The organism is Ruegeria sp. E1 (assembly GCF_056534225.1).
This window is the reverse complement of record NZ_JBQFPE010000004.1, coordinates 200,595-227,338: the sequence shown is the minus strand read 5'-3', so window position 1 is coordinate 227,338 and position 26,744 is coordinate 200,595. Positions and strand designations below refer to the sequence as shown.

Genomic DNA, 26,744 nt, shown 5'->3' with positions numbered 1-26,744 from the left:
TCCGTTTAAGCGTTGATCCAAGTCAGGAAAAGGGGACAGATTGCCCCCTTTGCGTCACAAGCAGGCGAGCGAAGTCCTAACCACGCAGGCGGGCCTGGTAGTTGTGATTCTTCCAGTCGGCCCGGGCAAGCCATTGATCTTCGGGCTGACGATCTGCCAGCGCATCATCGATCTCGACCTCGTCAAAGCCGCTGCGGCGGGCCATGGCGTATTGGTCGGCCAATACATGGCCCCTTGCACGCAGGCGACCGGTATAGCCTTTCAGGCGCAGAACCCGCGCGATGGTAAAGCCGCGCCCGTCTGCCGAGGACGGAAAGTCAACGCGGACCATTTGCGCGCTGCCCAAGCGTTCCGCTAGCTCATCCGGGTCGGTGTCCGAGGCAATATCCAGCGCAACCACGTCATTGGCGGCATCGTCCAGCGTGACATAGCCGTCGGTCCAGTCATCAGGGGAGAACCCCTCATCCGTTACGATTACGTTCATGTTTTCTCTCCGGCGCGCACCATTTTGCCATCGACAAAATGGATGCCGCATTCTTCCTTGTTCTGATCGCGCCAGCGCCCGGCGCGTGGGTCTTCGCCCTCTTTGACCGGCGAGGTGCAGGGCGCGCAGCCGATCGAAGGGTATCCTTTGGCCACCAGCGGATGCCGGGGCAGGTTGTTTTCTTCCATATAGGCACGCACATCCTCGGGTGCCCAATGGGCCAGCGGATTGACCTTGATCCTGCCGGTACCGTCCTCGACCTCAAAGAACTCGAGCGCAGCGCGGGTGCCGGACTGAAACCGTTTGCGGCCTGATATCCAGCCACAATACCCTGTCAGAGCCCGCTGCAGCGGAAAGGTTTTGCGCAGGTTGCAGCAGGCGTCTGTATCACTCAGATGCAGCGCGCCATAGGGGTCGTCCCGATCAAGGTCTTCATCCTGGGCGCGGATAATACGCACATTCGTCAGGCCCAGACGCTCGCTGACCTCATGCTGGTATTCCAGCGTTTCGGTGAACAGCATCTGCGTGTCCACGAACAGGACCGGTGTGGCCTTGTCCACCACCGCAGCCATGTGCAGCAATACAACCGATTCCGCGCCAAAGCTTGAGACCAGAGCAAGCTGCTCGACCTCTTCCAGCGCGCCGTGCATGACGTCGTGGGCGCTGTGGTGGCGGAACCGGGCATTCAGCGCCTCGACCTTTTCGGTCAACGCGCTGCGATCTTTGCCCAGTTCCGTCTGGATCAGATCAAGCGGCATTGGCCTGCGCCTCGGGGTAGAGGGCCGCTTTGAACGGGGCCATGCCGACGCGGCGATAGGTTTGCAGGAATTCCTCTTCGGCGCTTTCGCGAACGTTCAGATAGGTATCGACGATGCGTTCGATAGCAGGAACAATCTCATCATAAGCGAAACCCGGCCCGGTGCGGTCGCCAATGGCTGCCGTTTCCGTGCCGTCGCCGCCCAGAGTGATCTGGTAGTTTTCGACGCCTGCGCGATCAAGACCCAGAATGCCGATGTGTCCAACGTGGTGGTGACCACATGCGTTGATGCAGCCCGAGATCTTGATCTTCAGGTGGCCGATATCGTGCTCCAGCTTCAACTCGTCAAATCGGGTTGCGATCTGCTGGGCAACCGGGATCGAGCGGGCAGTTGCCAGCGCGCAATAATCCATGCCGGGGCAGGCGATGATGTCGCTGATCAGGCCGATATTGGCGGTAGCCAGTTCGTACTCTTTCAGCTTGGCGTGGATCGCGGGCAGGTCCGATTTGTGGACATGCGGCAGGATCACGTTCTGCTCGTGGCTGATGCGCAGCTCGTCATAGGCGAACTCTTCGGCCAGATCGGCCATCACACGCATCTGTTCTGCCGTCGCGTCACCCGGTGTTGCGCCGTGCTTTTTGATCGAGATCGTAACAATCGCGTGGTCCGCATTTTTGTGCGGAGCGATGTTGGTATCGACCCACGACCGGAAGACCGGATCGTTGGTATAGGCGCTTTCAAAGGACGCGACCGAGCCCTGACGGAAATCGGGTGCAGCGAAATGCGCTTTGATTTCCTCAAGCAACGCCATGTCGGCGCCTTTGAACTGCGGGCGAACCTGCAGGAAACGCTCATTAACCTTGGCGCGGATGGCGTCGATGCCGTGTTCATGCACGGTGATCTTGATGCGCGCCTTGTACTTGTTGTCGCGGCGACCGATCTGGTTCCAGACGGAAACGGTGGCTTCGAGATAGGCCAGCAGATCGTCAAAGGCGACGAAATCCGACAGCTCTTTGCCGATCATCGGCGTACGGCCCAGACCGCCACCCACGATAACGCGGGCGCCCAGCACGCCGTCACGCTCGACCAGTTGCAGGCCGATGTCATGGGCTTTGATCACGGCGCGGTCATTTTCGCTGCCGGTGATCGCGATTTTGAACTTGCGCGGCATGAACTGGAATTCCGGGTGGTCGGTCGACCACTGGCGCAGCAGCTCGGCATAGGGGCGCGGATCGGCGACCTCATCGGCGGCGGCACCGGCAAAATGGTCGGCGGTCACGTTGCGGATGGTGTTGCCCGAGGTCTGGATGGCGTGCATTCCAACCTCTGCCAGCGCGTCCAGCATATCCGGCACGTCGTTCAGTTTCGGCCAGTTGTACTGGATGTTCTGACGGGTCGTGAAGTGGCCATAGCCCTTGTCCCACTTCTCGGCCAGCAGTGCCAGTTGGCGCATCTGCGCGCTGGACAGCGTGCCATAGGGGATGGCAACCCGCAGCATATAGGCGTGCAACTGAAGATACAGGCCGTTCATCAGACGGAAGGGTTTGAACTCATCCTCGGTTAGAGAGCCGTCGATACGACGCTCAACCTGTGCACGGAACTGCGCGTTGCGTTCTGCCAGAAAGGCCGTGTCGAACTCGGAGTAGCGATACATGTCTAGCTGTCCTTAGTTGCAGCCCCGAGCCGGGGCCTTTTGGGGAGAGGAATGGGCCAGAGGTCAGGCCCGGGGCTGCGGGGAAGATTCCTGTTTGCCGTGGGCATAGTTGGACGGACCAGTCCGGCGGAAGTCTTCCCGGAAATGGGTGGGTTCAGGGCCGTTTTCACCAGCAACCGCATCGGCCAGATAGGCCCCCACGATTTTGCTGGCCTGACGCGCGGCGTCCAGCAAGCGAACCTGCGCATGGGCTTCGTCAGTGATCAATTCAGCCTCGGATAGATCACGCGACCAGCGATCGTCTTCGGTCTGATAGATCACGTCACCTTCCAGCAGATCGTTGGCGGTGACGACTTTAGGGGTAAATGCGCGGGCCATCAGGCAAGCTCCTTATTGAAATCGGTCAGGGCCCCAGCCGCATCGCGCGGGGCAAGGCCATAAAATGTCAGGGAAGGGCCAGTCAGTTCGGCATCAGCCAGATCTGTAGGCAGGCGGTCGAGAGTCGTTGCCAAAACACGCTGATCAGGGCGCGAGGCGTTTTCAACCAGTGTCACAGGTGTTGCACGATCTGCACCGTGCATGATCAGGCGGCCCTGAATGAACCGGGCAGATTTCTTGCCCATATAGATGGCGGCCACTGATCCGGGTCGTGCCAGTGCAGACCAGTCGTGATCCGCAAACCCCTTCATGTCGTGCCCGGTCAGAAACCGGACCGAGCTGTTGCGACCACGTCGGGTCAGGCTTTGACCAATGCCGGCAACCGCGGCAGAGGCGGCGGTAATGCCTGGCACAATGCGCCATGAGATGCCTGCCTCTTCAACCGCTTCGATTTCTTCATCCAGTCGCCCAAATACTGTCGGATCACCAGATTTCAGGCGCACGATGCGCTGACCCTTCAAGGCGAATTCAACCAACAATGCGTCAATGTCGCTTTGTTTCCAGGATGGACCAAACCCAGCTTTCCCTACATCGACAAGCGTCGCACTCTTGCCTGCAATTGCCAGCACCTCATCGCTGATCAGGCGGTCATGCAGCACGACATCAGCCTGCTCAAACGCGCGGAGCGCTTTGAGGGTCAGCAATTCCGGATCGCCGGGACCAGCGCCGACAAAGTCGACATGTCCGGTTTCACCTATGGTCTTCGAAAGCTGCATTCAGTTGCTCTTGGGTTCGGTTTGACTTGGGTCTCAATATAGGAAATATTCCCACCAAAACGCCATATCGCCGCACAAATAAGGACAAACGTTCCAAAACCGGATGTGTTTGGAACGTGAGTTTCGAAACGAGAAGGAAATTGGAATGTCGGTGCGAATAGACGCCACAGACCGGAAAATTCTGGCTGAGCTTCAACAGGATGCAAGCCAGTCACTGGACGAAATTGCAGCACGGGTAGGCAGTTCAAAGACCCCGGTCTGGAATCGGATCCGCAAGCTAAAAAGTGCAGGAATCATTGGTCAGCAGACCGTTTTGCTGGATGCCGAAGCGCTAGGATTTGAAGCCACATTCTTTGTGCTGATCCGCACATCCGAGCACGAGGCCGATTGGCAGCGGCGCTTTCTCAAGGCTTTGCGTGATCGGCCTGAAGTGCAGGAAGCACACCGCTTGGCAGGCGATATCGATTATATCCTCAAGGTTCGGGTCAAGAACGCGCGGGCTTATGATGCGTTCTATCAAAAATTGATTTCCGAAGTTCGCGTCCACAACGTTACTGCGTTGCTTTCGATGGAAGAGATCAAGTCGACGACAATGCTGCCGCTTTCTGAATTGGGCGATGAGTAATCTAGGCCTGAACCATCAGCTGCCTTAGGCCATGGAAATGGTAGCTATCTGAACAGCAAGGCTTTTCAGTCAGTCGCAAAGCAGGGCACCGTTCAAAGAGTATTGGCAGCGCGATGCGCATTTCAAGTCGTGCCAAGGGGGCGCCGACGCAGAAATGCAAACCTGCGCCAAAGCTTGTGTTTGCGGCGATGTCGCGGGTCGGGTCGAACATATTGGGGTCCGACCAGACCGCCGGATCGCGATTTGCTGCGCCCAGCAGCAAGGCCACCTCGTCGCCGCGTTTGAACTGATGCCCGAAGATTTCGACCTTTTCATATGCATACCGCGTGAACATATGCAGCGGCGGATCGTAGCGAAGGATTTCCTCGACTGTTTTGTCGATGGTGGCCTCAGCAAAGATGTTTGGGTTCACATCAGAGCCAAGGAGGGTCTTCACGCCATTGCCAAGGCTGTGCACCGTTGCTTCGTGCCCGGCGTTCAGCAGCAGGATACAGGTCGAGATCAACTCATCTCGGTTCAGTTTCTCACCATCCTCTTCGGCCTGAATAAGGCGCGTGATCAAATCGTCGCGCGGATCTGTGCGGCGTCGGTCGATATAGGTGGTCAGAAACTCGGTAAACTCACCGGATGCCTTGGCTGCAGCATCTTCTGTCTCGCGCGTGCAGCCTGATTGATACATGGCAACCATGTCATGCGACCAGCTAAGAAGATGGGGGGCCATTTCTTCAGGAACGCCCAGCAGGCGACAGATGGTAATCACCGGAACTTGCGTACAATAGGCCAACAGAAGCTCGAATGGCGTGTTCGGAAAATCATCGATCAACGCATGGCAAAGGCTTTCGATTTCAGGTGCCAATGCTGAAATCGCACGCGAGGTGAAGGCACGCAGAACCAACGAGCGCAATCGAGTGTGACGGGGCGGTTCCAGTTCGAGCATCGAATGCGCCTCGACCGCCAGCCAGGGTGCAAGGTGGTCGGGTCCATTTGTGGCCAGTTCAGGCGGAATTTCTCGGCCGAACCTCCGATCTCGCAGCAAACTGTGAACCGCCCGATGTGAAACGGCGGCAACCTTGTTGTAGTCCTCCCACCGGAACAGATCGCCATGCTGGCGGGCTGTGTCGTAAAAAGGATAGGGGTTCTGAACAAAGGCAGGGTCGGTCGGGGATTGCATCAGCGTCTTCATGCGCTGCACACTTGCCATGGCGCGCGTCGAATGCAAGACCCTAGGATATGCAACGGATATTGGTCATCGTTGGTTTTCTCTGCGCGGTCGCGCTGTTGTCGGTCGGGGTCTGGACCTATGGATACCGACAGGCCCTGTCACCGCTTAGCGAAAAGGCCGAGGCTGATCTTGAACTGGCCGCTGACCGGTTGACCACGCAAATGCAGGTGTATCAGGAACTGGCGGTGCTGATGGCCGACCACCCGGTTTTGCAATCGCTTGATACCAGCGCGCAACGGCAGGCTGCGCAGTCGATGCTGCTGGACGTGGCGGATAAAACCGCTGCGGTCAACATAGTGTATCTGGATGCCAGCGGCCGCGTTCTGACCTCGGCGCAACCCACCGCACAGCAAAGCATGGCGGCACATCCCGCGTTTCGCCGGGCGATGCAGGGCGCTCTGGGCAGCGCGCGGGGCGTTGTAACAGACGGCGGCGACCGGACCTATTCCTACGCCGCTCCGGCCTTTGGCCCCACAGGCGAAATCCGGGGTGCGCTGATGGTGATTGCCGATGTGCAGGATGTGGAACAGACTTGGCGGGGCAGTACCGAGGCAGTATTCTTTGTCGATGCAGACGGGGTGGTCTTTATCTCGAACCGGTCCGACTTGCTGTTCTGGCACCGCGCGGACGGACAACTGGGCCTTACGCCTCCGTCAGGCGAGCCTGTAGATTTCGCGTCGGTCCGGGTCGGCGAACATGAGCTGTGGCAGTTGAACTGGGGGCGATATTTGCCGCGCCGCGCGCTGCATTTGACGCTTGACCTGCCAGTGATCGAAATGGTGGCCGAGGTTCTGGTGGATGTCGCCCCAGCCCGGCGTTTGGCGACTTTGCAGGCCGCCGCAGTAGCCGCGATCTGCCTGGCATTTGGCGCGTTTCTGTTTCTGGCGACCGAACGTCGACGGACTTTGGCTCAGGCCAACACGGTACTGGAAAGCCGCGTTGCACAACGTACGCGCGCTCTGACAGCGGCGAACTCGGCCCTGCGCCGCGAAGTGGCCGAGCGGCAAGAGGCCGAGGCTGCGCTGCGGCAAGCGCAAGCAGAGTTGGTTCAAGCGGGTAAGCTGAGCGCACTTGGGAAGATGTCTGCCGGCATCAGCCACGAACTGAATCAGCCACTGATGGCGATACGCCAGTTCGCCGATAACGGATCTGCGTTTCTGGAACGCGGAAATGGGGACAAGGCGGGGGAAAATCTGGGCCGGATTTCAGATATGGCGGCACGTATGGCCCGGATTATCAAGAACCTGCGCGCCTTTGCGCGAAACGAAAGTGAGCCCATGGGACGCGTGGACCTTGTTCAGGTGCTCAACACTGCGGCAGAACTCACGCAGACCCGCCTGAGTTCTGGGGGGGTAGCGCTGGACTGGACGCCGCCTGATACTGCGGTTTGGGTTTGGGGCGGTGAAGTTCGTCTGGTTCAGGTATTTGTCAATCTGATCAGCAATGCGGCGGATGCGATGGCGGGGCAACCTGATGCGCGCGTGACGATCCTGCTGGACGCCGAGGGGCGGCCCAAGGTGACAGTCCGCGACACAGGCCCGGGTATTGAAGATCCGGAAAAAGTGTTCGAGCCGTTCTACACCACGAAGACCGTCGGCAGCTCCGAAGGGATGGGGCTGGGCCTGTCAATTTCATATGGGCTGGTGCAAAGCTTTGGGGGTGATATTCGCGGGACAAACACGCCAGATGGTGCCGAGTTCACTGTCGAACTTGATCCCTATTCCAAGGAAAAGGCCGCATGATCTGCAAAGTGCTTTTGGTTGATGACGACGCGGCGGTTCGCGAGGCGTTGGCTCAGACGCTTGAACTTGCCGATTATGAACCCGTGACCGCTGGATCGTTTGTTGCGGCCAAGGATCACATCCGCCGCGATTTTGATGGTGTCGTCGTATCAGACATTCGGATGCCGGGCCGCGACGGATTTCACCTGTTGAACTACGCCTGCGAGATTGACCCTGAATTGCCCGTGATTTTGCTGACAGGTGAGGGTGACGTTCCAATGGCCGTTCAGGCAATGGGGCAGGGCGCTTTTGACTTTCTGGAAAAGCCCTGCGCGGCCGAAGATCTTTTGTTGGTCCTCGAAGCTGCTCAGACCGCGCGTGCCGAAGTACTGGCCACTCGCCGACAAAAGCGCGAGTTGGAGCGCGGGGATCCGGCGGCGCGATTGCTGTTTGGTCTGTCTCAAAAAGCGGATGATCTGCGCAATCGCGTACGCTCGGTCGCGCCCACCCGGGCCGAGGTTCTGGTGACTGGACCGGTTGGCAGCGGGATTTCCAAAGTGGCCGAGGTGGTTCACCTGATGTCGCCCGATGCGCAGGGGCCGTTTGTGAAGCGGCCTGCTGCAAGCCTATCGACAGATGACTTGGTTCAAAGTTGTGAAGACGCGTCAGGCGGATCGTTGTTTCTTGACGAGGTTTCAGCGATGCCCGATGCCACGCAATACGCGGCCTTGGATGTAATCGAAAAAGGGGCGCCGGCGCGAATCATTGCCGGTTCAACCGCAGATTTGGCGGCATTATCCCAAAGCGGGGCATTTAATGCTGATCTATTCTATCGGCTCGACGTCATGCGGGTACACATCCCGTCTCTGGCGGAGCGGCCCGAGGATATACCCGTGATCTTTCGTCACTATGTCGCGCAGGCCGCAGAACAGGCAGGGATCGCGACTCCTGAGATTACCCCGGACCATCTGGCTGCGCTGATGGCGCAGGACTGGCCGGGCAATGCCCGCTCTTTGATGTCGGCCGCAATGCGCTTTGTTCTTGGAATGCCCGAAGAGGCTGCAGCAACTGCCGAGCTTGGCCTGAGCGAGCAGATGGCCAGCGTTGAGCGAGCTTTGCTTATCGCGGCGCTGGGTCGGTATAGCGGCAAAGCGTCAGAAGCTGCCAAGGCTCTGAAACTGCCGCGAAAGACTTTCTACGACAAGCTGGCGCGCTATCATATCCGCCCAGAGGACTACCGGCGGTAAGCGCCTCTGCCAGCTCCATCGCATAGATATGCAGTGTGCCGTTGGGCCCTGCAGCCGGCCAAGGTGGGCGGAGGTTGCGATTCGGATTAGTGATTCGGCAAGTGTGCGGAATTTCGCACAAGAGCAAAACTTGCTGTGCGGATTTTCGCACGGGATATGCAAAGTCAGCGCCGGATTTCCCGCGAACGAAGTGTAACTATATATTTATAAAAAGGAAAATGCGGAACGAATTGTCCGGAAACAAATCGTTGAGCCGCGAGCGCCGATTCGGTTCACTGCGCTCAATGTTCGCTGCAACAGCGTTCTATTGCGAATTCACAGAAGTCTGGGAGGAGAAGACAAATGAAATTCCTGACAACAGCCGCTACTGCGTTGGCTCTGTCCGTCACGGCAACCGCAGGGTTTGCCGCGTGCGATGATGGCGAGATCGTCGTCAAGTTCGCGCATGTGACCAACACCGACAAACACCCCAAAGGCATCGCCGCCTCGCTGCTGGAACAGCGCGTCAATGACGAGATGCAGGGCGTGATGTGTGTCGAGGTCTATCCGAACTCAACGCTTTATAACGACGACAAAGTTCTTGAGGCGATGCTGCAAGGCGACGTGCAACTGGCCGCCCCATCGCTTTCGAAGTTCGAGAAGTTCACCAAGCAGTTCCGCCTGTTTGACCTGCCATTCATGTTCAAGAACATCGAAGCTGTGGATGCGTTCCAGGCCTCGGACGCTGGTCAGGCGATGAAAGACAGCATGCAGCGCCGCGGCCTTCAAGGTCTGGCTTTCTGGCACAACGGTATGAAGCAGATGTCGGCGAACAAACCTCTTGTCGATCCTTCCGATGCGGATGGTCTGAAGTTCCGTGTACAGTCCTCGGACGTGCTGGTTGCGCAGATGGAGGCCATTGGTGGCAGCCCACAGAAGATGGCGTTCTCGGAAGTCTACGGCGCGCTGCAGCAGGGTGTTGTGGACGGGCAGGAGAACACCTGGTCGAACATCTATGGCAAGAAGTTCTTTGAGGTGCAGGATGGTATCACCGAAACCAACCACGGCATCATCGACTATCTGGTCGTGACTTCCGTAGACTGGCTGGACAGCCTTGATCCGGAAGTGCGCGATCAGTTCCTGACGATCCTGTCCGAGGTAACCGAGACCCGGAACAAAGAAGCCTTTGCAGTGAACGAAGCGGCCAAAGCCTCGATCACCGATGCGGGCGGGATCATTCGTGACCTGAACCCTGAACAGCGTCAGGCTTGGGTTGATGCGATGAAACCCGTCTGGGACAAATTCGCCGACGACGTAGGTCAGGACAAGATCGACGCCGCACAGGCCATCAACGCCGGGTTCTGATTCCGGTCCAGGCCGCGCGTCGCGGGACTGGGGAGTTATCGACGCGCAGGCCGGCGGGCCGCTCTAAGGCCCGCCAACCCTTTACTCTCATCACAAAAATGCGGGGACAGAGAGATGTCTGGTGCGAAATCCGGCCAGGGCGGGCTGGTTGATCATATCGAAGAGACGATGATCGCGCTGCTGTTGGGGGTGATGACAGTTGTCACCTTTGCCAACGTGATTGCGCGGTTTGTCTTTAATTCCAACATCCTGTGGGCGCTAGAGTTGACGGTATTCACCTTTGGCTGGCTGGTGCTTCTGGGGGCCTCTTATGCGGTGAAGAAACACGCGCATCTGGGTGTGGATGCAATCCTGAATATGCTTGCCCCGGCACCGCGTCGTATTCTGGCGCTGATTGCTGTGGCGTGCTGTCTGGTATTCTCGTTGCTTCTGCTGAAAGGGTCCTATGACTATTGGGCCGTGTTTGCGGATCTGCCGCCCACCTCGGGTCGCTGGTTCCCAACCGGGTTCGATACCGGTGCGCGCAGCCAGAGTTTCTATGAGGTCGACGACATTCCCATGGTCGCGCCGCTGCGCTTTCTGGAAGACATGATCAACTATGGCGAGGGGTACGAAAAGTTGCCCAAAGTGGTGCCCTATCTAGTGCTGCCGGTGTCGATGGTGCTGCTGGTGATCCGCTTTTCGCAAGTTGCCGTTCAAATCTGGCGCGGCGAAACCGACCGCCTTGTCGCCAGCCACGAAGTCGAGGACGAGATCGAAGAAGTCCGCGCTCAGCAAGGGATGCATGACTGATGGACGTTGTACTTCTATTCTCGATGGTCATTGGCCTGCTGCTGATCGGTGTTCCGATTGCTGTAGCACTCGGCCTTAGCTCGACCCTGTTCCTGCTGATCTATTCCGACAGCTCTTTGGCCTCAGTCGCTGGCACCCTGTTCGAAGCGTTCGAGGGGCACTTTACCCTGCTGGCGATCCCGTTCTTCATTCTGGCCTCGTCCTTCATGACGACGGGCGGGGTGGCACGTCGGATCATCCGGTTCTCGATTGCCTGCGTGGGGCATCTGCCCGGCGGTCTGGCGATTGCGGGTGTGTTTGCCTGTATGCTGTTTGCCGCGCTGTCGGGGTCGTCTCCGGCCACTGTGGTTGCCATCGGTTCGATCGTCATCGCCGGGATGCGCCAGGTGGGCTACTCCAAGGAATTCGCCGCAGGTGTGATCTGTAACGCGGGTACGCTGGGCATCCTGATCCCGCCATCCATCGTGATGGTCGTCTACGCCGCCGCCGTTGAGGTCTCGGTCGGGCGTATGTTCCTTGCTGGGGTCATTCCCGGCCTGATGGCCGGTCTGATGCTGATGATAACGATCTACGTCATGGCCAAGGTCAAAAACCTGCCCAAAGGCGACTGGAAGGGTTGGGGCGAAATCTTCACCTCGGCGCGCGAAGCCGGTTGGGGTCTGTTCCTGATCGTCATCATTCTTGGTGGTATCTACGGAGGTATCTTCACCCCGACCGAGGCCGCCGCTGTGGCTGCCGTCTACGCCTTCCTGATCGCAAGCTTTGTCTACAAGGACATGGGGCCGCTCAGCACCGAAGAGGGTACACCGAACCTGCCGCTGATGAAGAAACCCTATGCGCTGGTCACGGCCTTCTTCCACCCGGACACCAAGCACACGCTGTTCGAGGCAGGCAAGCTGACCGTCACACTGCTGTTCGTGATCGCCAACGCGCTGATCCTGAAACACGTCCTTACGGACGAGCAGGTACCCCAGCACATCGCCAGCGCCATGCTCTCGGCGGGTCTGGGGCCGGTGACCTTCCTGATCGTGGTCAACGTGATCCTGCTGATCGGCGGTCAGTTCATGGAGCCCTCGGGCCTGCTGGTCATCGTTGCGCCGCTGGTGTTCCCGATTGCCATCGAGCTGGGCATCGATCCGATCCATCTGGGTATCATCATGGTGGTCAACATGGAGATCGGGATGATCACGCCTCCGGTCGGCCTGAACCTGTTCGTGACCTCGGGCGTTGCCGGTATGCCGATGATGGGCGTTGTTCGTGCAGCCCTGCCTTTCCTGGCCGTGCTGTTCGTCTTCCTGATCATGGTGACGTACATTCCATGGATTTCGACCTTCTTGCCCAATACGTTTATGGGGCCAGAGATCATAACCAACTAGAACAACTTATCGAGCATCAGGACCGGGCGGCGCAATCCGCCCGGTTTTTCTGTTTAGGCTTGTAATGCGCTAGATAGCGCTTACCTCAAGACCAGAGGACGACCTCGCCATCATGGTTGATCATTCGGGACGGCCCGACAGGTATGAGGGTCCTCAATGGCTTGGATTTTCCTTCTTTTTGCCGGTCTTCTTGAAATCATCTGGGCGGTCGCCATGAAACAATCCGCGGGGTTCACGCGTCTGTGGCCGACGGCGGTGATGGGTATTTCGATGGTCGGTTCTTTCGCGTTGCTTGCGCTGGCAATGCGGGATCTGCCCCTTGGCACCGCCTATGTCATCTGGACAGGTATCGGCGCGGTGGGGGCGTTTCTGGTCGGTATCACCTTTCTGGGCGAGGCCATGACTGCCACACGCGTCTTTGCGGCAGCCCTGATCGTTGCCGGACTGGTCACCATGAAACTGGCGTGATAACCGTTCAGGCGTTTTCGAGCGCCTGAACAATCCCCGAAAAATCAGCCGCCTTCAGGCTGGCACCGCCAACCAACGCGCCGTCTACGTTCGAAACAGCAAAGATTTCAGCCGCGTTGCTCGGTTTCACCGAACCCCCATACAGCAACCGGACCGAGCGGCCCACACCTTCGCCAAAGCGGCGTTCCAGACGGGCACGCATGAAATCGTGAACCTCTCCGATCTGGTCCAGCGTCGGTACCTTGCCGGTTCCGATGGCCCAGATCGGCTCGTAAGCCACCACAAGGTTTTCTCCGGTCGACTGATCGGGAATGGACCCGGACATCTGCCCGCCGATAATATCCAGCGTATTCGCGGCTTCGCGCTGTTCAAGGCTTTCACCAACACAGATGATCGCGGTCAAACCGGTATCCATTGCCGCACGAGCCTTGGCCCTGACATCTTCATCAAGCTCGCCATGATCCTGACGCCGCTCGGAATGCCCGAGGATAACGTATTCGGCCCCGGCATCTTTGAGCATTTCGGCACTCACGTCACCGGTATGCGCGCCCGTTGCCTGAGCGTGACAATCCTGGCCCCCGATGGAAAGGTCGGTGGCGTTGACCGTTTCGGCGGCCCTGTGTAGCAGCGTGGCTGGGGGGCAGATCAGCAGATCTATAGAAGGGTTGGGATGCGTGGCGGACAGTGCGCTCAATTCGCTCAGAGCAGCCCCGGTGCCGTTCATCTTCCAGTTGCCCGCTGCAAGTTTACGCCGCATCAAATATCCCTCCGCATTCCGTACTGTCTGAGGGTTCAGTTATCACCCCATTTGGATGCTTACAATTCCGCTTGCGCATATAAGAAAGACCGACAGATACAGGTCATAAGAAACGGCCGCCGCCGAGTGTGTGCATTAGCCTTTCGAAACCGTCCGGCGCCTACAAGGGTAAGGCCGGATTGCTGACGGTCAATTATAAGGGCCGGGCATACCTACGGCACTTGCCCTAGTGAGGGAGATTTTCGTCGAATTTGATCGACTCTCCGCAACCGCAGGCGTCAACCACGTTGGGATTGCGGAATTTGAAACCTGATTCCAGCAGCGACACTTCGTAGTCGATTTCCGTGCCGAACAGGAACATCTGCGCCATCGGAGCGATAATGACCCGCGCACCGTCCTGTTCAACCACCTCATCATTCGGTTCAGGTTGGTCGACATAATCCATTGTGTATTCCATGCCTGCGCAACCGCCCTTCTTGACGCCGATGCGCAGCCCTGCATGGCCGCCCGATTGCATCAAGCGAACGATCTGTTCGGCAGCTTTGGGTGTCATGGTCACGGCCTGTTTGCCGGGAATGCCAAACATAAACGACTCCGGATTTTTCACGCGTTGACTCTAATTTAGGGCCGATAGGGGGCAGGCTCAAGACGCAGCAGACACGCAGATATGACAAACGGGGCGTTTGGTCCGGCTTGCGTAAGCTCTGCATATGGATTTAGCTGCTCTCAGACCTGAAAAACTTTGAACGGAAAGGCGTCGCGAAATGAGCACATCTAGAGTTTCGAGCCCGGTCAAACTGTCATTGGCGTTGGTGATCGGATTGGCGTGTTTGGGTCAGGCACGGCCCACAGCGGCCGAGACCGAACGCCATCCCGTCAATTGCGCCACGGCCGAGGGTGATCTTCGCGCCATCGCTGCCGAGAAAAAACATGCGCAGGATCAACAGGTTGAAAGTGTTGTTTCAATCTTGCCTGCTGGTGCTCTTTTGGGATTGGTCACTGGAACCGAGAACAAGCGGCTTGAAATGCTATCAGGTGACTACGTCAAGCAATTGGACGAGCGCGCTGCGGAAATCAGATCGACCTGTAATGTGAAATAAATGTCCTGATGCCCGGACCGCCCTCGGGCAAGGGCGGACCGGATTGATCGAAACTTCCGGGGGACGGCAGTTCTGCGCGATAAGTTGCGCCAAATTTGCATTAGCGCGCGATGCATTTATCGCCTGCAGATATGACAAACCCGCAACAGTTTCGTAACGCACAGAATACCGTTTTATGACGAATATGTGAGTATGTTGGTGCCGCAGGGTCTACATGAAACCCAGCTCAAGGCGGGCTTCGTCAGACATCATTTCCATGCCCCACGGGGGCTCCCACGTCAGTTCCACGTCGACCTCTTTGATACCGGCCACAGGCTCGATCGCTTCGACAATCCAGCCCGGCATTTCGCCAGCCACAGGGCATCCGGGTGCTGTCAGTGTCATGATGACTTTGACGGCGTTTTCAGCCGTGATGTCGATCGTGTAGATCAGGCCAAGATCATAAATATTCACCGGAATTTCAGGGTCATAGACCGTCCGGCAGGCATCTACGACAGATTCGTACAAGGGATGCTCGATAGTTGACGGCGCGATCAACGGGCTGCCTTCAAGCTGTTCGCTGGGGTGGGTCATAGATGCCTCGGGTCTGTTACCTGACGAATTATATAGGGAAAGAGATGTGCAGCGTCCAGTAGGCGTGGCGCCCGATTACGGGCGCCAAAGCAGGGTCATTCGTTAATGTCGTGGTTGAATGTTTTCACCTGTCCGTGCGGCAAGGCAAACATCCGGCGCAGACATAACCACGCAATCAGTGAAAGCGCTGCGAAGATCAGCAGCAATACTGATACGGGCGGGGCCAATCCCGGGATCAACAATATGATCCCGGTAACGGCGGCCCCGATCGCGAAGCCCAGCAAGATAAACCCGGGCAGGACGGTCTCAAGAACGGCCAGCACCAAAGCCGCTGCCAGCCAGATCCACCATGTCAGCCAGAACGGGTCGGCCATTATTTGCTTCCTTTCAGCATGTTAAAGGCATTACCGAATGCTTCCAGCGCGTTTGCCGGCACCACGATGGTCTGCGATCCCGAGCCCGTGCCCAAGGCATTCAGCGACTCAACCTGTTTCAACGCTACCTGATACTGCGCAGCCTCAATGCCGTTGTCTTGAATGGCCGCCGCGACGACACCGGTGGCATATGCCTCGGCCTCTGCCTGAATCCGGCGGGCTTTAGCGGTTTGTTCGGCTGCGTACAGTTCGGCGTCAGCCGCCAGCTCAACGGCGCGCTTCTGACCTTCGGCTTCGGTCACTTGGGCACGGCGGGCACGCTCGGCGTTCAGCTGCTGCAGCATTGCGTCGCGCGTCGCCTGGTCGAGGTTCACGTCCAGAATCTCGGCACGGGTTACTTCGATGCCCCAGTCATCCACTGCAGTTTCAACACTTTCCTGAATGCGTTCAATTAGTTGAGCGCGGTTCGACTGTACTTCGTCCAGATCCATCTTGCCGATTTCTGCACGCACAATGCCAGCTACCGTGGTGGCAATAGCGCCATCGACGTCGCGGATACGATACACGGTCTTTTCCGGTTCCAGGATGCGGTAGAACACCGAGGTGTCGATTTGAACCAGCACGTTGTCCTTGGTGATAGCATCTTGTGTCGCATTAGGAAGCTGACGTTCAAGAATAGATATCTTGTGTCGCGCAACATCCAGAAAAGGAACGATAAAGTTGATGCCTGGGCCTAGCACCGAATGCAAGCGCCCGAACCGTTCAACCACGTATTTTTCTGACTGAGGAACTATCTTTATGCCTTTGAAAATAATGGCGATGATAAAGGCAGCCGCCAACAGGTAAATGATATTTGAAGTAAGCAGGCCGATAATCTGGTCTTCGGTCATTTCTGTCCTCTATTATTGTGTACGATGGTATACATATGGGGATTGAGTCGTCGCTTTTCAACTCTGGTATGGATTGAGCGGGCTGGGATGCAAATCTTTGAAATCGATTATATCAACGGTATTTTCTATGCTGTGGCCGCTTTGCATCCCGCTCCGAGTGCGGTATCGGGCTGGGATGAAGCTGATTATTGATACTGACCCCGGAATTGACGACGCAATGGCGATCGCCTACGCGGCAGCCGCACCCGAGATGGACCTGATTGGCCTGACCACTGTGTTTGGCAACACGCTGATCCATCAATCCAGTCGCAACGCCCGGTTTCTGTTGAACAAGTTGAGCCACTCGGTGCCGGTTGCGCAAGGTGCGAACTGGGCTTGGGGCAGGGACGGCCATGACCCCTCGATCCATGTTCATGGCCCGGAAGGGTTTGGCGATGTGACCGAAATCTCGGACCTTGGACAGAACCATCATCAGCCCGCTGCCGAGTTTCTGGTGGATATGGCGCGTCAACACAAAGACGAGTTGGTTGTCTGCGCCGTCGGCCCCTTAACAAACATCGCGAATGCCATTCGCCTGGATCCTGAGTTTTCCTCAAATCTGGGTCGATTGGTGATTATGGGTGGGGCCGTTTTCTGCAAAGGCAACATCACCGAATACGCCGAGGCCAACATTCACCATGATCCGCTGGCTGCTCAAGCGGTGTTTGAAAACCCGCCTGAAACGGTTTTGGTTGGTCTGGATGTCACCTTGCAGACCTTGTACCGGGCCGCGGATTTTGATGCGTTGTCTCGCCGCTCACCCCGGATCGGAGGGTTCTTGCGCGATATTTCGGAGTTCTATCTGCGGTTCTATCAAGAAGTCGCAGGCGAAGATGGCTGCGGTTTGCACGATTCCACTGCGGTGATCGCGTGCAGCCATGAGCACATGTTCGACACCGTCGAAACCGGTTTGCGCGTTGTTCTGGACGGGCCAAAGGCAGGCCAGACCGTCCCTGACGCTCAGCTTCCGCCAATCCGGGTGTGCCGCGATGTCGATGGGGCAGGCGTCGTCGATCTGTTTACTCAACGTGTCATGACCTTGCCCTGACGGGTTGCAAAGCAGGGTCAGATCAGGCAAATGCTGCCCGTTTCCGCGACCCGAGGCGCCACACTATGACTGACCGTTTCTCGTTTGACCTGAAAGCCACTGACGGCAAAGCGCGTACTGGCGTGATCCAGACGCCAAGGGGCGAGGTTCGTACACCCGCCTTTATGCCTGTGGGCACGGCGGCCACGGTCAAAGCGATGATGCCAGAAAGCGTGCGCGCCACCGGGGCGGATATCCTTTTGGGCAACACCTATCACCTGATGCTGCGTCCCACCGCCGAACGGATCGACCGGCTGGGCGGACTGCATAAATTCATGAACTGGGAACGCCCGATCCTGACGGATTCTGGTGGATTTCAGGTCATGTCGCTCGCGGGGCTGCGCAAGCTGACTGAAAGAGGCGTGACCTTCAAGTCTCATATCGATGGGTCCAAACACGAATTGACACCGGAGCGGTCAATGGAAATCCAGCGCCTTCTGGGCTCGGATATCGTGATGTGTTTCGACGAATGTCCTGCACTTCCCGCTGACCGGGACCGAATTGCCAGTTCCATGCGTCTGTCGATGCGGTGGGCTGAGCGTTCTCGCGACGCGTTTGGCGACCGGCCTGGCCATGCCTTGTTTGGCATCATGCAGGGCGGGCTGGAAAAAGACCTGCGCGAAGAAAGCGCCGAGGCCTTAAAAGCCATCGGTTTTGAAGGCTATGCCGTCGGCGGTCTCGCCGTGGGCGAGGGACAGGAAGCCATGTTCGATTGCCTCAACTATGCCCCGGACCTTCTGCCAGCGGACAAGCCGCGTTATCTGATGGGGGTCGGCAAGCCCGATGATATCGTGGGCGCTGTGGCGCGCGGCATAGACATGATGGACTGCGTTTTGCCGTCACGGTCAGGCAGGACCGGGCAGGTGTTTACCCGTCACGGGGTGGTGAACATCAAAAACGCGCGTCACGCAGATGATCCGCGCCCGTTGGATGAGAAATGCAATTGCCCGGCCTGTTCGAATTATTCACGCGCCTATCTGCACCATGTGTTCCGCGCGAACGAGATGATCTCGGGAATGCTGCTGACCTGGCACAACCTGCACTACTTTCAGGACATCATGCAGGGTATGCGCGAAGCGATCACCGCTGGTACGTTCGATGCATGGCAGGCAGATTTTCATGCGCAGCGGGCGCAGGGCGATATTGAGCCCTTGTCTTAGGACTTTTTTCGAAAATCGGTGGATATGTTTGCGGGACGCCTTGCAGTCGGTCAGACGTCGGGTCATTCTAACTCACGACGTATGATGGTGAGGTTGAAAAGCGGTGCAGACCGCCCCACCTTAACCGTCCAAGACAGGAGACGGCCGGGGGTTGCCTTGATGAGGGACCAGAGCCGTCTTGCCAATGATAAGGATTGAGCATGCAAGAGCCTCTGAATTCCTCATACCCCGTCCTGCCGCTGCGCGATATTGTGGTGTTTCCGCATATGATCGTGCCGCTGTTCGTAGGCCGTGACAAATCGGTCCGCGCGCTGGAAGAGGTGATGCAGGATGACAAGCAAATTCTGTTGTCCAGCCAGATTGACCCCGGCGTCGATGATCCGGAAATCGACGGTATCTACCGCTCGGGCGTACTGGCCAATGTTCTGCAACTGCTGAAACTGCCTGACGGTACTGTTAAAGTGCTTGTTGAAGGACAGGCGCGGGTGCAGATCACGGAATTCCTTGAAAACGAAGATTTCTTTGAAGCGCGCGCCGAGTATCTGACCGAGATCCCTGGTGACGTGACCACGACCGAAGCGCTGTTGCGCACCGTCGCGGATGAGTTCGAACGCTATGCCAAAGTGCGCAAGAACATTCCCGAAGAAGCGCTGACTGCTGTTGATGAAACCACCGAACCGGCAAAGCTGGCCGATCTGGTTTCAGGGCATCTGGGCATCGAGGTCGAGCAAAAGCAGGAACTGCTTGAGACGCTTTCAGTCAGTGAGCGGCTTGAGAAGGTCTATGGTCTGATGCAGGGCGAAATGTCAGTCCTGCAGGTCGAAAAAAAGATCAAGACCCGTGTCAAAACCCAGATGGAGAAGACCCAGCGCGAGTATTATCTGAATGAGCAGATGAAGGCCATTCAGAAGGAACTTGGTGATGGCGAAGACGGCAGCAACGAAGTTGCCGAATTGGAAGCCAAGATCAACGAGACCAAGCTGTCAAAAGAGGCGCGTGAAAAGGCGGAAGGCGAGCTGAAGAAGCTCAAGAACATGTCGCCCATGTCGGCTGAGGCCACGGTTGTGCGCAACTATCTGGATTGGATTCTGGCGCTGCCTTGGGGCACGAAATCCCGTGTCAAAAAGGATCTGGGCCGGGCGCAGGACATTCTGGATGCGGATCATTATGGGCTTGAGAAAGTCAAGGAACGCATTGTTGAATATCTGGCGGTTCAGCAACGCTCGAAAAAGCTGAAAGGCCCGATCTTGTGCCTTGTTGGCCCTCCGGGTGTTGGTAAAACTTCGTTGGGTAAGTCGGTTGCTAAAGCCACGGGGCGCGAATTCATTCGCATTTCGCTTGGTGGTGTGCGCGACGAATCCGAGATCAGGGGCCACCGTCGGACCTATATCGGTTCGATGCCTGGCAAGATCATTCAGGCGCTGAAAAAGGCAAAAACCACGAATCCGCTCATCCTGCTCGATGAAATCGACAAGATGGGGCAGGATTTCCGTGGCGATCCGGCTTCGGCGATGCTTGAGGTGTTGGACCCGGAGCAGAACAACACGTTCATGGATCACTATCTTGAGGTCGAATATGACCTTTCGAACGTGATGTTCCTGACCACATCTAACAGCTACAACATGCCCGGGCCTCTGCTGGACCGGATGGAAATCATTCCGCTGGCCGGTTACACCGAAGAGGAAAAGAGCGAGATTGCCAAGCAGCACCTGATCGGCAAGCAGATCAAGAACCATGGCCTGAAAGCCAAGGAATTTGAACTGGCCGATGAAGCACTGCAAAAGATCATCCGCACTTATACCCGCGAGGCGGGCGTGCGGAACCTTGAGCGTGAGATTGCAAAGGTGGCGCGGAAGTCGCTAACCAAGATTATCAAGAAAGAGGCGGAAACCGTTGAAGTTACGCCAGAAAATCTTGATGAATTCCTGGGCGTTCCGAAGTTCCGCTATGGTCTGGCTGAACAGGATGATCAGGTTGGTGTCGTCACCGGGCTCGCCTGGACGTCAGTGGGTGGCGATCTGCTGCATATCGAGGCGCTGAAACTGCCGGGCAAAGGTCGGATGAAGACCACCGGTAAGCTGGGCGATGTGATGAAAGAATCCATCGATGCGGCGTCGTCTTATGTTCGGTCAATTTCCCCGAAGATCGGGGTGAAGCCACCGCAGTTTGACAAGATCGACATCCACGTGCACGTGCCAGACGGTGCGACGCCCAAGGACGGCCCAAGTGCCGGTTTGGCGATGGTGACGTCGATTGTTTCGGTCCTGACAGGCATTCCGGTACGCAAGGATATCGCCATGACAGGCGAGGTGTCTTTGCGCGGGAACGCAATGCCGATTGGCGGGCTGAAAGAAAAGCTGCTGGCGGCGCTGCGCGGCGGTATCAAAACAGTGCTGATCCCGGAAGAGAATGAAAAGGATCTGGCAGATATCCCGGACAACGTGAAGGACGGGCTTGAGATCATTGCGGTCAAGCATGTCTCGGAAGTTCTGGAACAAGCACTGGTCCGTAAGCCTGAGCCGATTGAATGGGATGAAGCCGCGGAAGAGGCAGCCGCCGCAGCTGCAGCTGCGTCCTCGGACGCAGCGGGGCGTTCAGCCACCGCACACTGATTTTGCGTAATGAAAACAGCGAAGGCGGGGCTAGACCCCGCCTTTTTTATATCCCGATGATTGGCTTTTTGGGATCAAGAACTTCTTCTTCCGATATGTATCTATTGAACTTTCTTGCAGGTAAAGCCGAGCGCACGGCCAGTACAAATATCACCGCTGAAAACACAACACAGACAAGAATGTCCCAGCCGAAGGGTATCTGTTTCAGCGCACCTTCGCCGAATTGACCCAGCAGCGAGATCAGCCCGATGCCGACAAAGTAAGGCATCAGCCACAACGCCTCGGTCACATCCATCTCGTCCAGCCTTCCGCGAAAGCGGATCAGCAATAACGCTTTGCCGACAAGCAGCGCGATCCCCAGACGCCAGACTGTGTCCCAACCGCTCCAGTACACAACCAGCGTGGCGATGGCGAAGGCGGTCCAGGCGACCAGCCGAACGGCGGGGATGCGAATGGATCGAGGATGATCCGGCAGCAGATCGCGCAGGCAGACCACAGAAATTGGGCCAACAGCAAAGGACATAACAATGGCGGCACCATTCAGGGCGATTACCGTTGTGAAAGGCACGGTCAGCAGGAACAGTGTGCCGATCAGGAAATTCAGCCCCAGCGCCCAAAGCGGAACTCCGAAGGATGAAAGGGTCTGCAATCGCTTGGGTAGAAATCCATTCTGAGACAGTGCAAGGCCGATCCGAGCGTTCGAGCCGGTGGCGACAAGACCATTACCAAACGGTCCGATGATCGAGCCGACATTCAGAAGGCTGATGAACCACAGCAATCCGACCGACATGATCACCGCGTCCAGAGGGCCTTCGCCGCCAAAGCTCAGATTGGCCCATCCGTTCGTCAATACCGAAGGGTCTAACGCTCCGATAAATGCGATCTGCAGTCCAAGGTAAATGGCGGCACAGAGGATGATGGACAACACCAGAGCGGCAGGGATCGCGAATTTGGGATTGCGGACTTCTCCGGCCATATCAACCACATGACGGAAACCTATGAAGGAAAAGATCACCCCTCCGGTCGAAACTGCAGCCAGGATGCCGTGCAATCCGTAAGGTGCAAAGCCACCAGGTTCCGAAAAGTTCTGGGCATTAAATCGCGTTGCGATCAGCAATATCGAAAGAACGATGGGTATGGCGATTTTGGCCCAGGTGAGCACTGCATTGACCTGCGCAAAGAACTTGACCCCCATCGCATTGATCGCGACGAACAGCAGCATGAGGATCAGGGCGACAAGAATGCCTGCTCCTGTCAAATCTCCAGTTTCGGCGGTATGTAACCATGGGGCATAGGGCGCGAGGTATTTGAGCATGGCCTCAACCTCAATTGGCGCGGTGGTGTTGTACCCGATCCAGGCGGTCCACCCCATTGCCATCGAAACGATGTTTCCGTGAGAAAACTGTGGTACGCGCGCGATACCACCGGGGATGGGGAGCATCGCAGATATTTCAGCGAAAGTGATCGCGAGAATGAACATCGCGATGGCACCGATCAACCATGACAAAATCGCAGCAGGGCCCGCGTGCTGAACAGCCAGCATCGGCCCAAACAACCAGCCGGATCCGATTATGCCGCCAACGGAAATAAAGGTAAGCCCGACAAGGCCAATATCTCGCTTTAACCTTGCCATGACGCCCTCGGAACTTGGGTTGGGCCGGAACTACGACCAATGGGTCCACGATAGTCGCTGAATTCACGATGTGGCAAGCGCGCCGAAGTCTAGGTCGTTGGTTTGAAAGGGGGAATGGTGGGTGATAACAGATTCGAACTGCTGACATCTTCGATGTGAACGAAGCGCTCTACCACTGAGCTAATCACCCGGCAGGCGGCGTCATACTATCTATGTCGGATTGCTGCAAGAGGAATGGCGTTAGATGCCCGTTGCCTTGGCCACGTGGATGCGTTCGATAAAAGTTGTGGCGAGGGGAAAAATTCGAAAACGGGAAAAAACTTCAAAACGCCGCTTGACGATGCGGGGGCGTGGCCATAATACACCCCAACGTTCAGCAATGAACGGGCAGCGGGCGGTTGTAGCTCAGTTGGTTAGAGTACCGGCCTGTCACGCCGGGGGTCGCGGGTTCGAGCCCCGTCAACCGCGCCATCGCTGTCAGCCTTTGATCCGGGTCATTGGATCGCACATAGACCTTAAATGCGCGGTTGTAGCTCAGTTGGTTAGAGTACCGGCCTGTCACGCCGGGGGTCGCGGGTTCGAGCCCCGTCAACCGCGCCATTTCCTCAGTTCCCTGCCAACCTGCACCCGCGCTCAGGCCGTCGTTCGTACGTTGTCAGGAGATGTCGGCAATAATCCGGCAGTTCACCCTTTGTTCTAACTTTTTTGTTGGAGACTCAGCATGGCTCGCCTATTTCTAGGACACTTGTGTGTTGGGGGCCAAGAATGGCTGAGCTGAAGAATATCGAGGTGCGCGGCGCGCGCGAACATAACCTCAAAAGCATTGATGTGGATATTCCGCGCGATCAGTTGGTCGTGATCACGGGGCTATCAGGCTCGGGCAAGTCTTCTCTGGCTTTTGATACCATCTATGCCGAAGGTCAGCGCCGCTATGTCGAAAGCCTGTCGGCTTATGCACGGCAGTTTCTGGACATGATGGAAAAGCCTGATGTGGATCACATCAGCGGTCTCTCTCCGGCGATTTCCATCGAGCAGAAGACAACATCGAAGAACCCGCGTTCGACCGTTGGGACCGTGACCGAGATCTACGACTATCTGCGCCTTTTGTTCGCGCGCGCAGGCACGCCGTATAGCCCCGCGACAGGCCTGCCGATTGAAGCGCAGCAAGTGCAGGACATGGTCGATCGGATCATGACGATGGAAGAGGGGACGCGCGGCTATCTTCTGGCGCCGATCGTGCGGGATCGGAAAGGCGAATACCGCAAAGAGTTTCTGGAACTGCGCAAGCAGGGATTCCAGCGCGTCAAGGTGGATGGCGAATTCTACGAACTGGACGAACCACCCACGCTGGACAAGAAGTTCCGCCATGACATCGATGTTGTTGTCGACCGGCTTGTGGTTCGCGAGGGGATGGAAACCCGTTTGGCGGATAGTCTGCGTACCGCGCTGGATCTGGCCGACGGGATTGCGATCCTTGAAACCGCGCCAAAAGAAGGCGACCCTGAGCGGATTACGTTCAGCGAGAATTTTGCGTGTCCTGTCAGTGGTTTCACGATTCCTGAGATCGAGCCGCGCCTGTTCTCGTTTAACGCGCCATTTGGGGCATGCCCGGATTGCGATGGGCTTGGGGTCGAGCTGTTTTTCGATGAGCGGCTGGTCGTTCCGGACCAGACGCTAAGGCTATATGACGGCGCGCTGGCACCGTGGCGCAAGGGCAAGTCGCCGTATTTTCTTCAGACAATCGAAGCCATCGCGCGTCATTATGAATTCGACAAGAATACGCCGTGGAAAGATCTGCCCAAGAAGGTGCAGCAGGTGTTCCTGCGCGGTTCGGGCGATGAAGAAATCCAGTTCCGCTATGATGAAGGCGGGCGGGTTTATCAGGTGACTCGCAGCTTTGAAGGCGTGATCCCAAACATGGAACGGCGCTATCGTGAAACCGACAGCGCATGGATCCGGGAAGAGTTCGAGCGTTATCAGAATAACCGCCCATGCGGCACTTGTGAGGGGTATCGTCTGCGGGCCGAAGCCCTGGCCGTTAAGATCGCGGGTCTGCATGTGGGGCAGGTGGTCGAGATGTCGATCCGCGAGGCCCTTGCATGGGTCGAGGACGCACCAAACCAATTGACTGCGCAAAAGAACGAGATTGCACGGGCAATTCTAAAGGAAATTCGCGAGCGCCTTGGGTTCCTGAATAACGTTGGTTTAGAGTATCTTACACTTTCACGCTCAAGTGGAACTCTGTCTGGTGGCGAAAGTCAGCGTATCCGTCTGGCTAGTCAGATCGGCTCGGGGTTAACGGGCGTTTTGTATGTGCTGGACGAACCCTCGATCGGGCTGCATCAACGTGACAATGACCGCTTGTTGGGTACGCTCAAGAACCTGCGGGATCAGGGTAACACGGTGATTGTGGTTGAGCATGACGAAGAGGCCATTCGCGAGGCGGACTATGTCTTTGATATAGGTCCGGGTGCGGGTGTCCACGGTGGGCAGGTGGTCAGTCACGGCACACCCGAGCATATCGCAAGTGATACGGCGTCAATTACAGGCCAGTACCTTTCAGGAACGCGCGAGATTGCTGTCCCGGCTGAGCGACGCAAGGGCAAGAAACAGAAAGTGACGGTGGTCAAGGCGACCGGCAACAATCTCAAGAATGTCACGGCTGAATTTCCACTGGGCAAATTTGTCTGTGTCACGGGCGTTTCGGGTGGGGGTAAGTCCACTCTGACGATTGAGACGCTGTTTAAAACCGCGTCGATGCGCCTGAACGGCGCGCGGCAAACTCCGGCACCTTGTGAAACCATCAAAGGGCTCGAGCATCTGGACAAGGTCATCGACATCGATCAGCGGCCTATCGGGCGAACTCCACGTTCGAATCCAGCCACTTACACCGGGGCTTTCACCCCGATCCGCGACTGGTTTGCAGGTCTGCCCGAGGCCAAGGCGCGCGGCTACAAGCCGGGGCGATTCAGCTTCAACGTCAAGGGTGGTCGGTGTGAGGCCTGCCAAGGTGACGGTGTCATAAAGATCGAAATGCATTTTTTGCCTGACGTCTATGTGACCTGCGAAACCTGTAAGGGCGCGCGCTATAATCGTGAGACGTTGGAGATTAAGTTCAAGGGCAAATCAATCGCGGATGTCCTTGATATGACAGTCGAAGATGCGCAGGAGTTTTTTAAGGCCGTACCATCGATCCGGGACAAAATGGATGCGCTGGCTCGGGTTGGGCTTGGCTATATCAAGGTCGGACAGCAGGCGACAACCTTGTCTGGGGGCGAAGCTCAGCGGGTGAAGTTGTCCAAGGAACTCAGTAAGCGCTCGACGGGCCGAACGCTATATATTTTGGATGAGCCTACGACGGGGCTGCATTTCGAGGATGTGCGCAAGCTGTTGGAAGTGCTGCATGAACTGGTGGATCAGGGGAATACGGTCGTTGTGATCGAGCACAATCTGGATGTCGTGAAAACCGCAGACTGGATCATTGATATCGGCCCAGAAGGCGGCGACGGTGGCGGCCAGATCGTGGCGAAAGGAACGCCCGAAGATGTGGCTGAATGCGAAGGCAGTCATACGGGGCGGTACCTCAAACCGATGCTGAACCCGGAGCGCGTTGCGGCGGAGTGATCGGTTTGGTTCAGGGTGAGAAAATTCTGCGAATTTTCTGAGTCTTGCGA

The 26,744-nt window shown here is 57.1% G+C and carries 24 protein-coding genes and 3 tRNA genes; 14 read left to right on the top strand and 13 right to left on the bottom strand.

What is annotated here, in order from left to right:
• Positions 1-76: 76 nt before the first annotated feature.
• The 5 genes from ACR0FG_RS06650 to cobA all read right to left on the bottom strand — a co-directional run bounded on the left by ACR0FG_RS06650 (position 77) and on the right by cobA (position 4,050).
• Entirely contained in the window at positions 77-484 is a 408-nt protein-coding gene (locus ACR0FG_RS06650) for a DUF934 domain-containing protein (protein ID WP_480891281.1), read from the bottom strand.
• Complete coding sequence (locus tag ACR0FG_RS06645; RefSeq protein ID WP_480891278.1) at positions 481-1,242, bottom strand: phosphoadenylyl-sulfate reductase; 762 nt, start codon at positions 1,240-1,242, stop codon at positions 481-483. Before ACR0FG_RS06645 ends, ACR0FG_RS06650 begins: the two co-directional genes overlap by 4 nt.
• Complete coding sequence (locus ACR0FG_RS06640) at positions 1,232-2,896, bottom strand: nitrite/sulfite reductase (RefSeq protein ID WP_480891276.1); 1,665 nt, start codon at positions 2,894-2,896, stop codon at positions 1,232-1,234. Before ACR0FG_RS06640 ends, ACR0FG_RS06645 begins: the two co-directional genes overlap by 11 nt.
• Before the next feature lie 63 nt (positions 2,897-2,959).
• Complete coding sequence (locus ACR0FG_RS06635; protein ID WP_170711383.1) at positions 2,960-3,274, bottom strand: DUF2849 domain-containing protein; 315 nt, start codon at positions 3,272-3,274, stop codon at positions 2,960-2,962.
• The gene (cobA, locus tag ACR0FG_RS06630; RefSeq protein WP_480891273.1) at positions 3,274-4,050 is read right to left on the bottom strand and encodes a uroporphyrinogen-III C-methyltransferase; all 777 of its coding nucleotides are present in this window, start codon (positions 4,048-4,050) and stop codon (positions 3,274-3,276) included. Before cobA ends, ACR0FG_RS06635 begins: the two co-directional genes overlap by 1 nt.
• 145 nt (positions 4,051-4,195) lie before the next feature.
• On the opposite strand from cobA, the gene ACR0FG_RS06625 reads away from it, so the two are divergent.
• Entirely contained in the window at positions 4,196-4,675 is a 480-nt protein-coding gene (locus tag ACR0FG_RS06625; protein ID WP_170711385.1) for an Lrp/AsnC family transcriptional regulator, read from the top strand.
• 1 nt (position 4,676) lies between these two features.
• On the opposite strand, the gene ACR0FG_RS06620 is transcribed toward ACR0FG_RS06625, so the two are convergent.
• Positions 4,677-5,858, bottom strand: a complete 1,182-nt coding sequence (locus tag ACR0FG_RS06620) for a cytochrome P450 (RefSeq protein ID WP_480891497.1) — start codon at positions 5,856-5,858, stop codon at positions 4,677-4,679.
• Positions 5,859-5,905: 47 nt separating this feature from the next.
• Between ACR0FG_RS06620 and ACR0FG_RS06615 the strand changes: the two genes are divergently transcribed.
• From ACR0FG_RS06615 to ACR0FG_RS06590, 6 genes are all read left to right on the top strand, one after another.
• Positions 5,906-7,639 (top strand): sensor histidine kinase, encoded by a 1,734-nt coding sequence (locus ACR0FG_RS06615; RefSeq protein WP_480891270.1) that lies wholly within the window; start codon positions 5,906-5,908, stop codon positions 7,637-7,639.
• Positions 7,636-8,865, top strand: a complete 1,230-nt coding sequence (locus tag ACR0FG_RS06610) for a sigma-54-dependent transcriptional regulator (protein WP_480891268.1) — start codon at positions 7,636-7,638, stop codon at positions 8,863-8,865. Before ACR0FG_RS06615 ends, ACR0FG_RS06610 begins: the two co-directional genes overlap by 4 nt.
• A 342-nt stretch (positions 8,866-9,207) precedes the next feature.
• Positions 9,208-10,209 carry a DctP family TRAP transporter solute-binding subunit gene (locus ACR0FG_RS06605; protein ID WP_170711389.1) on the top strand — a complete coding sequence of 334 codons (1,002 nt, stop codon included), beginning with the start codon at positions 9,208-9,210 and terminating at the stop codon, positions 10,207-10,209.
• Positions 10,210-10,323: 114 nt separating this feature from the next.
• The gene (locus ACR0FG_RS06600) at positions 10,324-11,001 is read left to right on the top strand and encodes a TRAP transporter small permease (protein WP_170711390.1); all 678 of its coding nucleotides are present in this window, start codon (positions 10,324-10,326) and stop codon (positions 10,999-11,001) included.
• Positions 11,001-12,377: a TRAP transporter large permease gene (locus tag ACR0FG_RS06595; protein WP_480891266.1), complete on the top strand. Its 1,377-nt coding sequence runs from the start codon at positions 11,001-11,003 to the stop codon at positions 12,375-12,377. Before ACR0FG_RS06600 ends, ACR0FG_RS06595 begins: the two co-directional genes overlap by 1 nt.
• Before the next feature lie 156 nt (positions 12,378-12,533).
• Positions 12,534-12,845, top strand: coding sequence for a DMT family transporter (locus tag ACR0FG_RS06590; RefSeq protein ID WP_170711392.1), 312 nt, complete (start codon positions 12,534-12,536; stop codon positions 12,843-12,845).
• A 7-nt stretch (positions 12,846-12,852) separates the two neighbouring features.
• On the opposite strand, the gene tpiA is transcribed toward ACR0FG_RS06590, so the two are convergent.
• Together tpiA and ACR0FG_RS06580 are read right to left on the bottom strand one after the other, a co-directional pair.
• Positions 12,853-13,602 carry a triose-phosphate isomerase gene (tpiA, locus tag ACR0FG_RS06585; RefSeq protein WP_480891263.1) on the bottom strand — a complete coding sequence of 250 codons (750 nt, stop codon included), beginning with the start codon at positions 13,600-13,602 and terminating at the stop codon, positions 12,853-12,855.
• A 226-nt stretch (positions 13,603-13,828) separates the two neighbouring features.
• A complete protein-coding gene (locus ACR0FG_RS06580) occupies positions 13,829-14,188 on the bottom strand; it encodes a HesB/IscA family protein (RefSeq protein WP_170711394.1) in 360 nt (119 codons plus the stop codon).
• A 178-nt stretch (positions 14,189-14,366) separates the two neighbouring features.
• Between ACR0FG_RS06580 and ACR0FG_RS06575 the strand changes: the two genes are divergently transcribed.
• Positions 14,367-14,702 carry a hypothetical protein gene (locus ACR0FG_RS06575; protein WP_480891260.1) on the top strand — a complete coding sequence of 112 codons (336 nt, stop codon included), beginning with the start codon at positions 14,367-14,369 and terminating at the stop codon, positions 14,700-14,702.
• A gap of 210 nt (positions 14,703-14,912) precedes the next feature.
• Here the strand turns inward: ACR0FG_RS06575 and ACR0FG_RS06570 are convergent, their stop codons facing one another.
• From ACR0FG_RS06570 to ACR0FG_RS06560, 3 genes are all read right to left on the bottom strand, one after another.
• Complete coding sequence (locus tag ACR0FG_RS06570; protein ID WP_170711395.1) at positions 14,913-15,275, bottom strand: SUF system Fe-S cluster assembly protein; 363 nt, start codon at positions 15,273-15,275, stop codon at positions 14,913-14,915.
• A gap of 95 nt (positions 15,276-15,370) precedes the next feature.
• Positions 15,371-15,649, bottom strand: coding sequence for an NfeD family protein (locus tag ACR0FG_RS06565; RefSeq protein ID WP_170711396.1), 279 nt, complete (start codon positions 15,647-15,649; stop codon positions 15,371-15,373).
• Positions 15,649-16,539: an SPFH domain-containing protein gene (locus tag ACR0FG_RS06560; protein WP_170711397.1), complete on the bottom strand. Its 891-nt coding sequence runs from the start codon at positions 16,537-16,539 to the stop codon at positions 15,649-15,651. The genes ACR0FG_RS06565 and ACR0FG_RS06560 overlap by 1 nt, the downstream gene beginning before the upstream one ends.
• A 175-nt stretch (positions 16,540-16,714) precedes the next feature.
• Here ACR0FG_RS06560 and ACR0FG_RS06555 point away from each other — a divergent pair, with 175 nt between their 5' ends.
• The 3 genes from ACR0FG_RS06555 to lon all read left to right on the top strand — a co-directional run bounded on the left by ACR0FG_RS06555 (position 16,715) and on the right by lon (position 21,437).
• On the top strand, positions 16,715-17,626 hold the full coding sequence (locus tag ACR0FG_RS06555) for a nucleoside hydrolase (RefSeq protein WP_480891256.1): 912 nt from the start codon (positions 16,715-16,717) through the stop codon (positions 17,624-17,626).
• Between the two features lie 65 nt (positions 17,627-17,691).
• Entirely contained in the window at positions 17,692-18,825 is a 1,134-nt protein-coding gene (tgt, locus tag ACR0FG_RS06550) for a tRNA guanosine(34) transglycosylase Tgt (protein WP_480891253.1), read from the top strand.
• Between the two features lie 200 nt (positions 18,826-19,025).
• Positions 19,026-21,437 carry an endopeptidase La gene (gene lon, locus ACR0FG_RS06545; RefSeq protein WP_480891250.1) on the top strand — a complete coding sequence of 804 codons (2,412 nt, stop codon included), beginning with the start codon at positions 19,026-19,028 and terminating at the stop codon, positions 21,435-21,437.
• A gap of 46 nt (positions 21,438-21,483) precedes the next feature.
• Here the strand turns inward: lon and ACR0FG_RS06540 are convergent, their stop codons facing one another.
• Together ACR0FG_RS06540 and ACR0FG_RS06535 are read right to left on the bottom strand one after the other, a co-directional pair.
• Positions 21,484-23,070 carry an APC family permease gene (locus ACR0FG_RS06540; protein WP_480891249.1) on the bottom strand — a complete coding sequence of 529 codons (1,587 nt, stop codon included), beginning with the start codon at positions 23,068-23,070 and terminating at the stop codon, positions 21,484-21,486.
• Positions 23,071-23,185: 115 nt separating this feature from the next.
• Positions 23,186-23,260 (bottom strand) — tRNA-Val (locus tag ACR0FG_RS06535).
• Between the two features lie 204 nt (positions 23,261-23,464).
• Here ACR0FG_RS06535 and ACR0FG_RS06530 point away from each other — a divergent pair.
• The 3 genes from ACR0FG_RS06530 to uvrA all read left to right on the top strand — a co-directional run bounded on the left by ACR0FG_RS06530 (position 23,465) and on the right by uvrA (position 26,694).
• Positions 23,465-23,541 (top strand) — tRNA-Asp (locus tag ACR0FG_RS06530).
• 52 nt (positions 23,542-23,593) lie between these two features.
• Positions 23,594-23,670 (top strand) — tRNA-Asp (locus tag ACR0FG_RS06525).
• A 165-nt stretch (positions 23,671-23,835) separates the two neighbouring features.
• Entirely contained in the window at positions 23,836-26,694 is a 2,859-nt protein-coding gene (gene uvrA, locus ACR0FG_RS06520) for an excinuclease ABC subunit UvrA (protein WP_480891248.1), read from the top strand.
• The last annotated feature ends 50 nt before the right edge of the window (positions 26,695-26,744 follow it).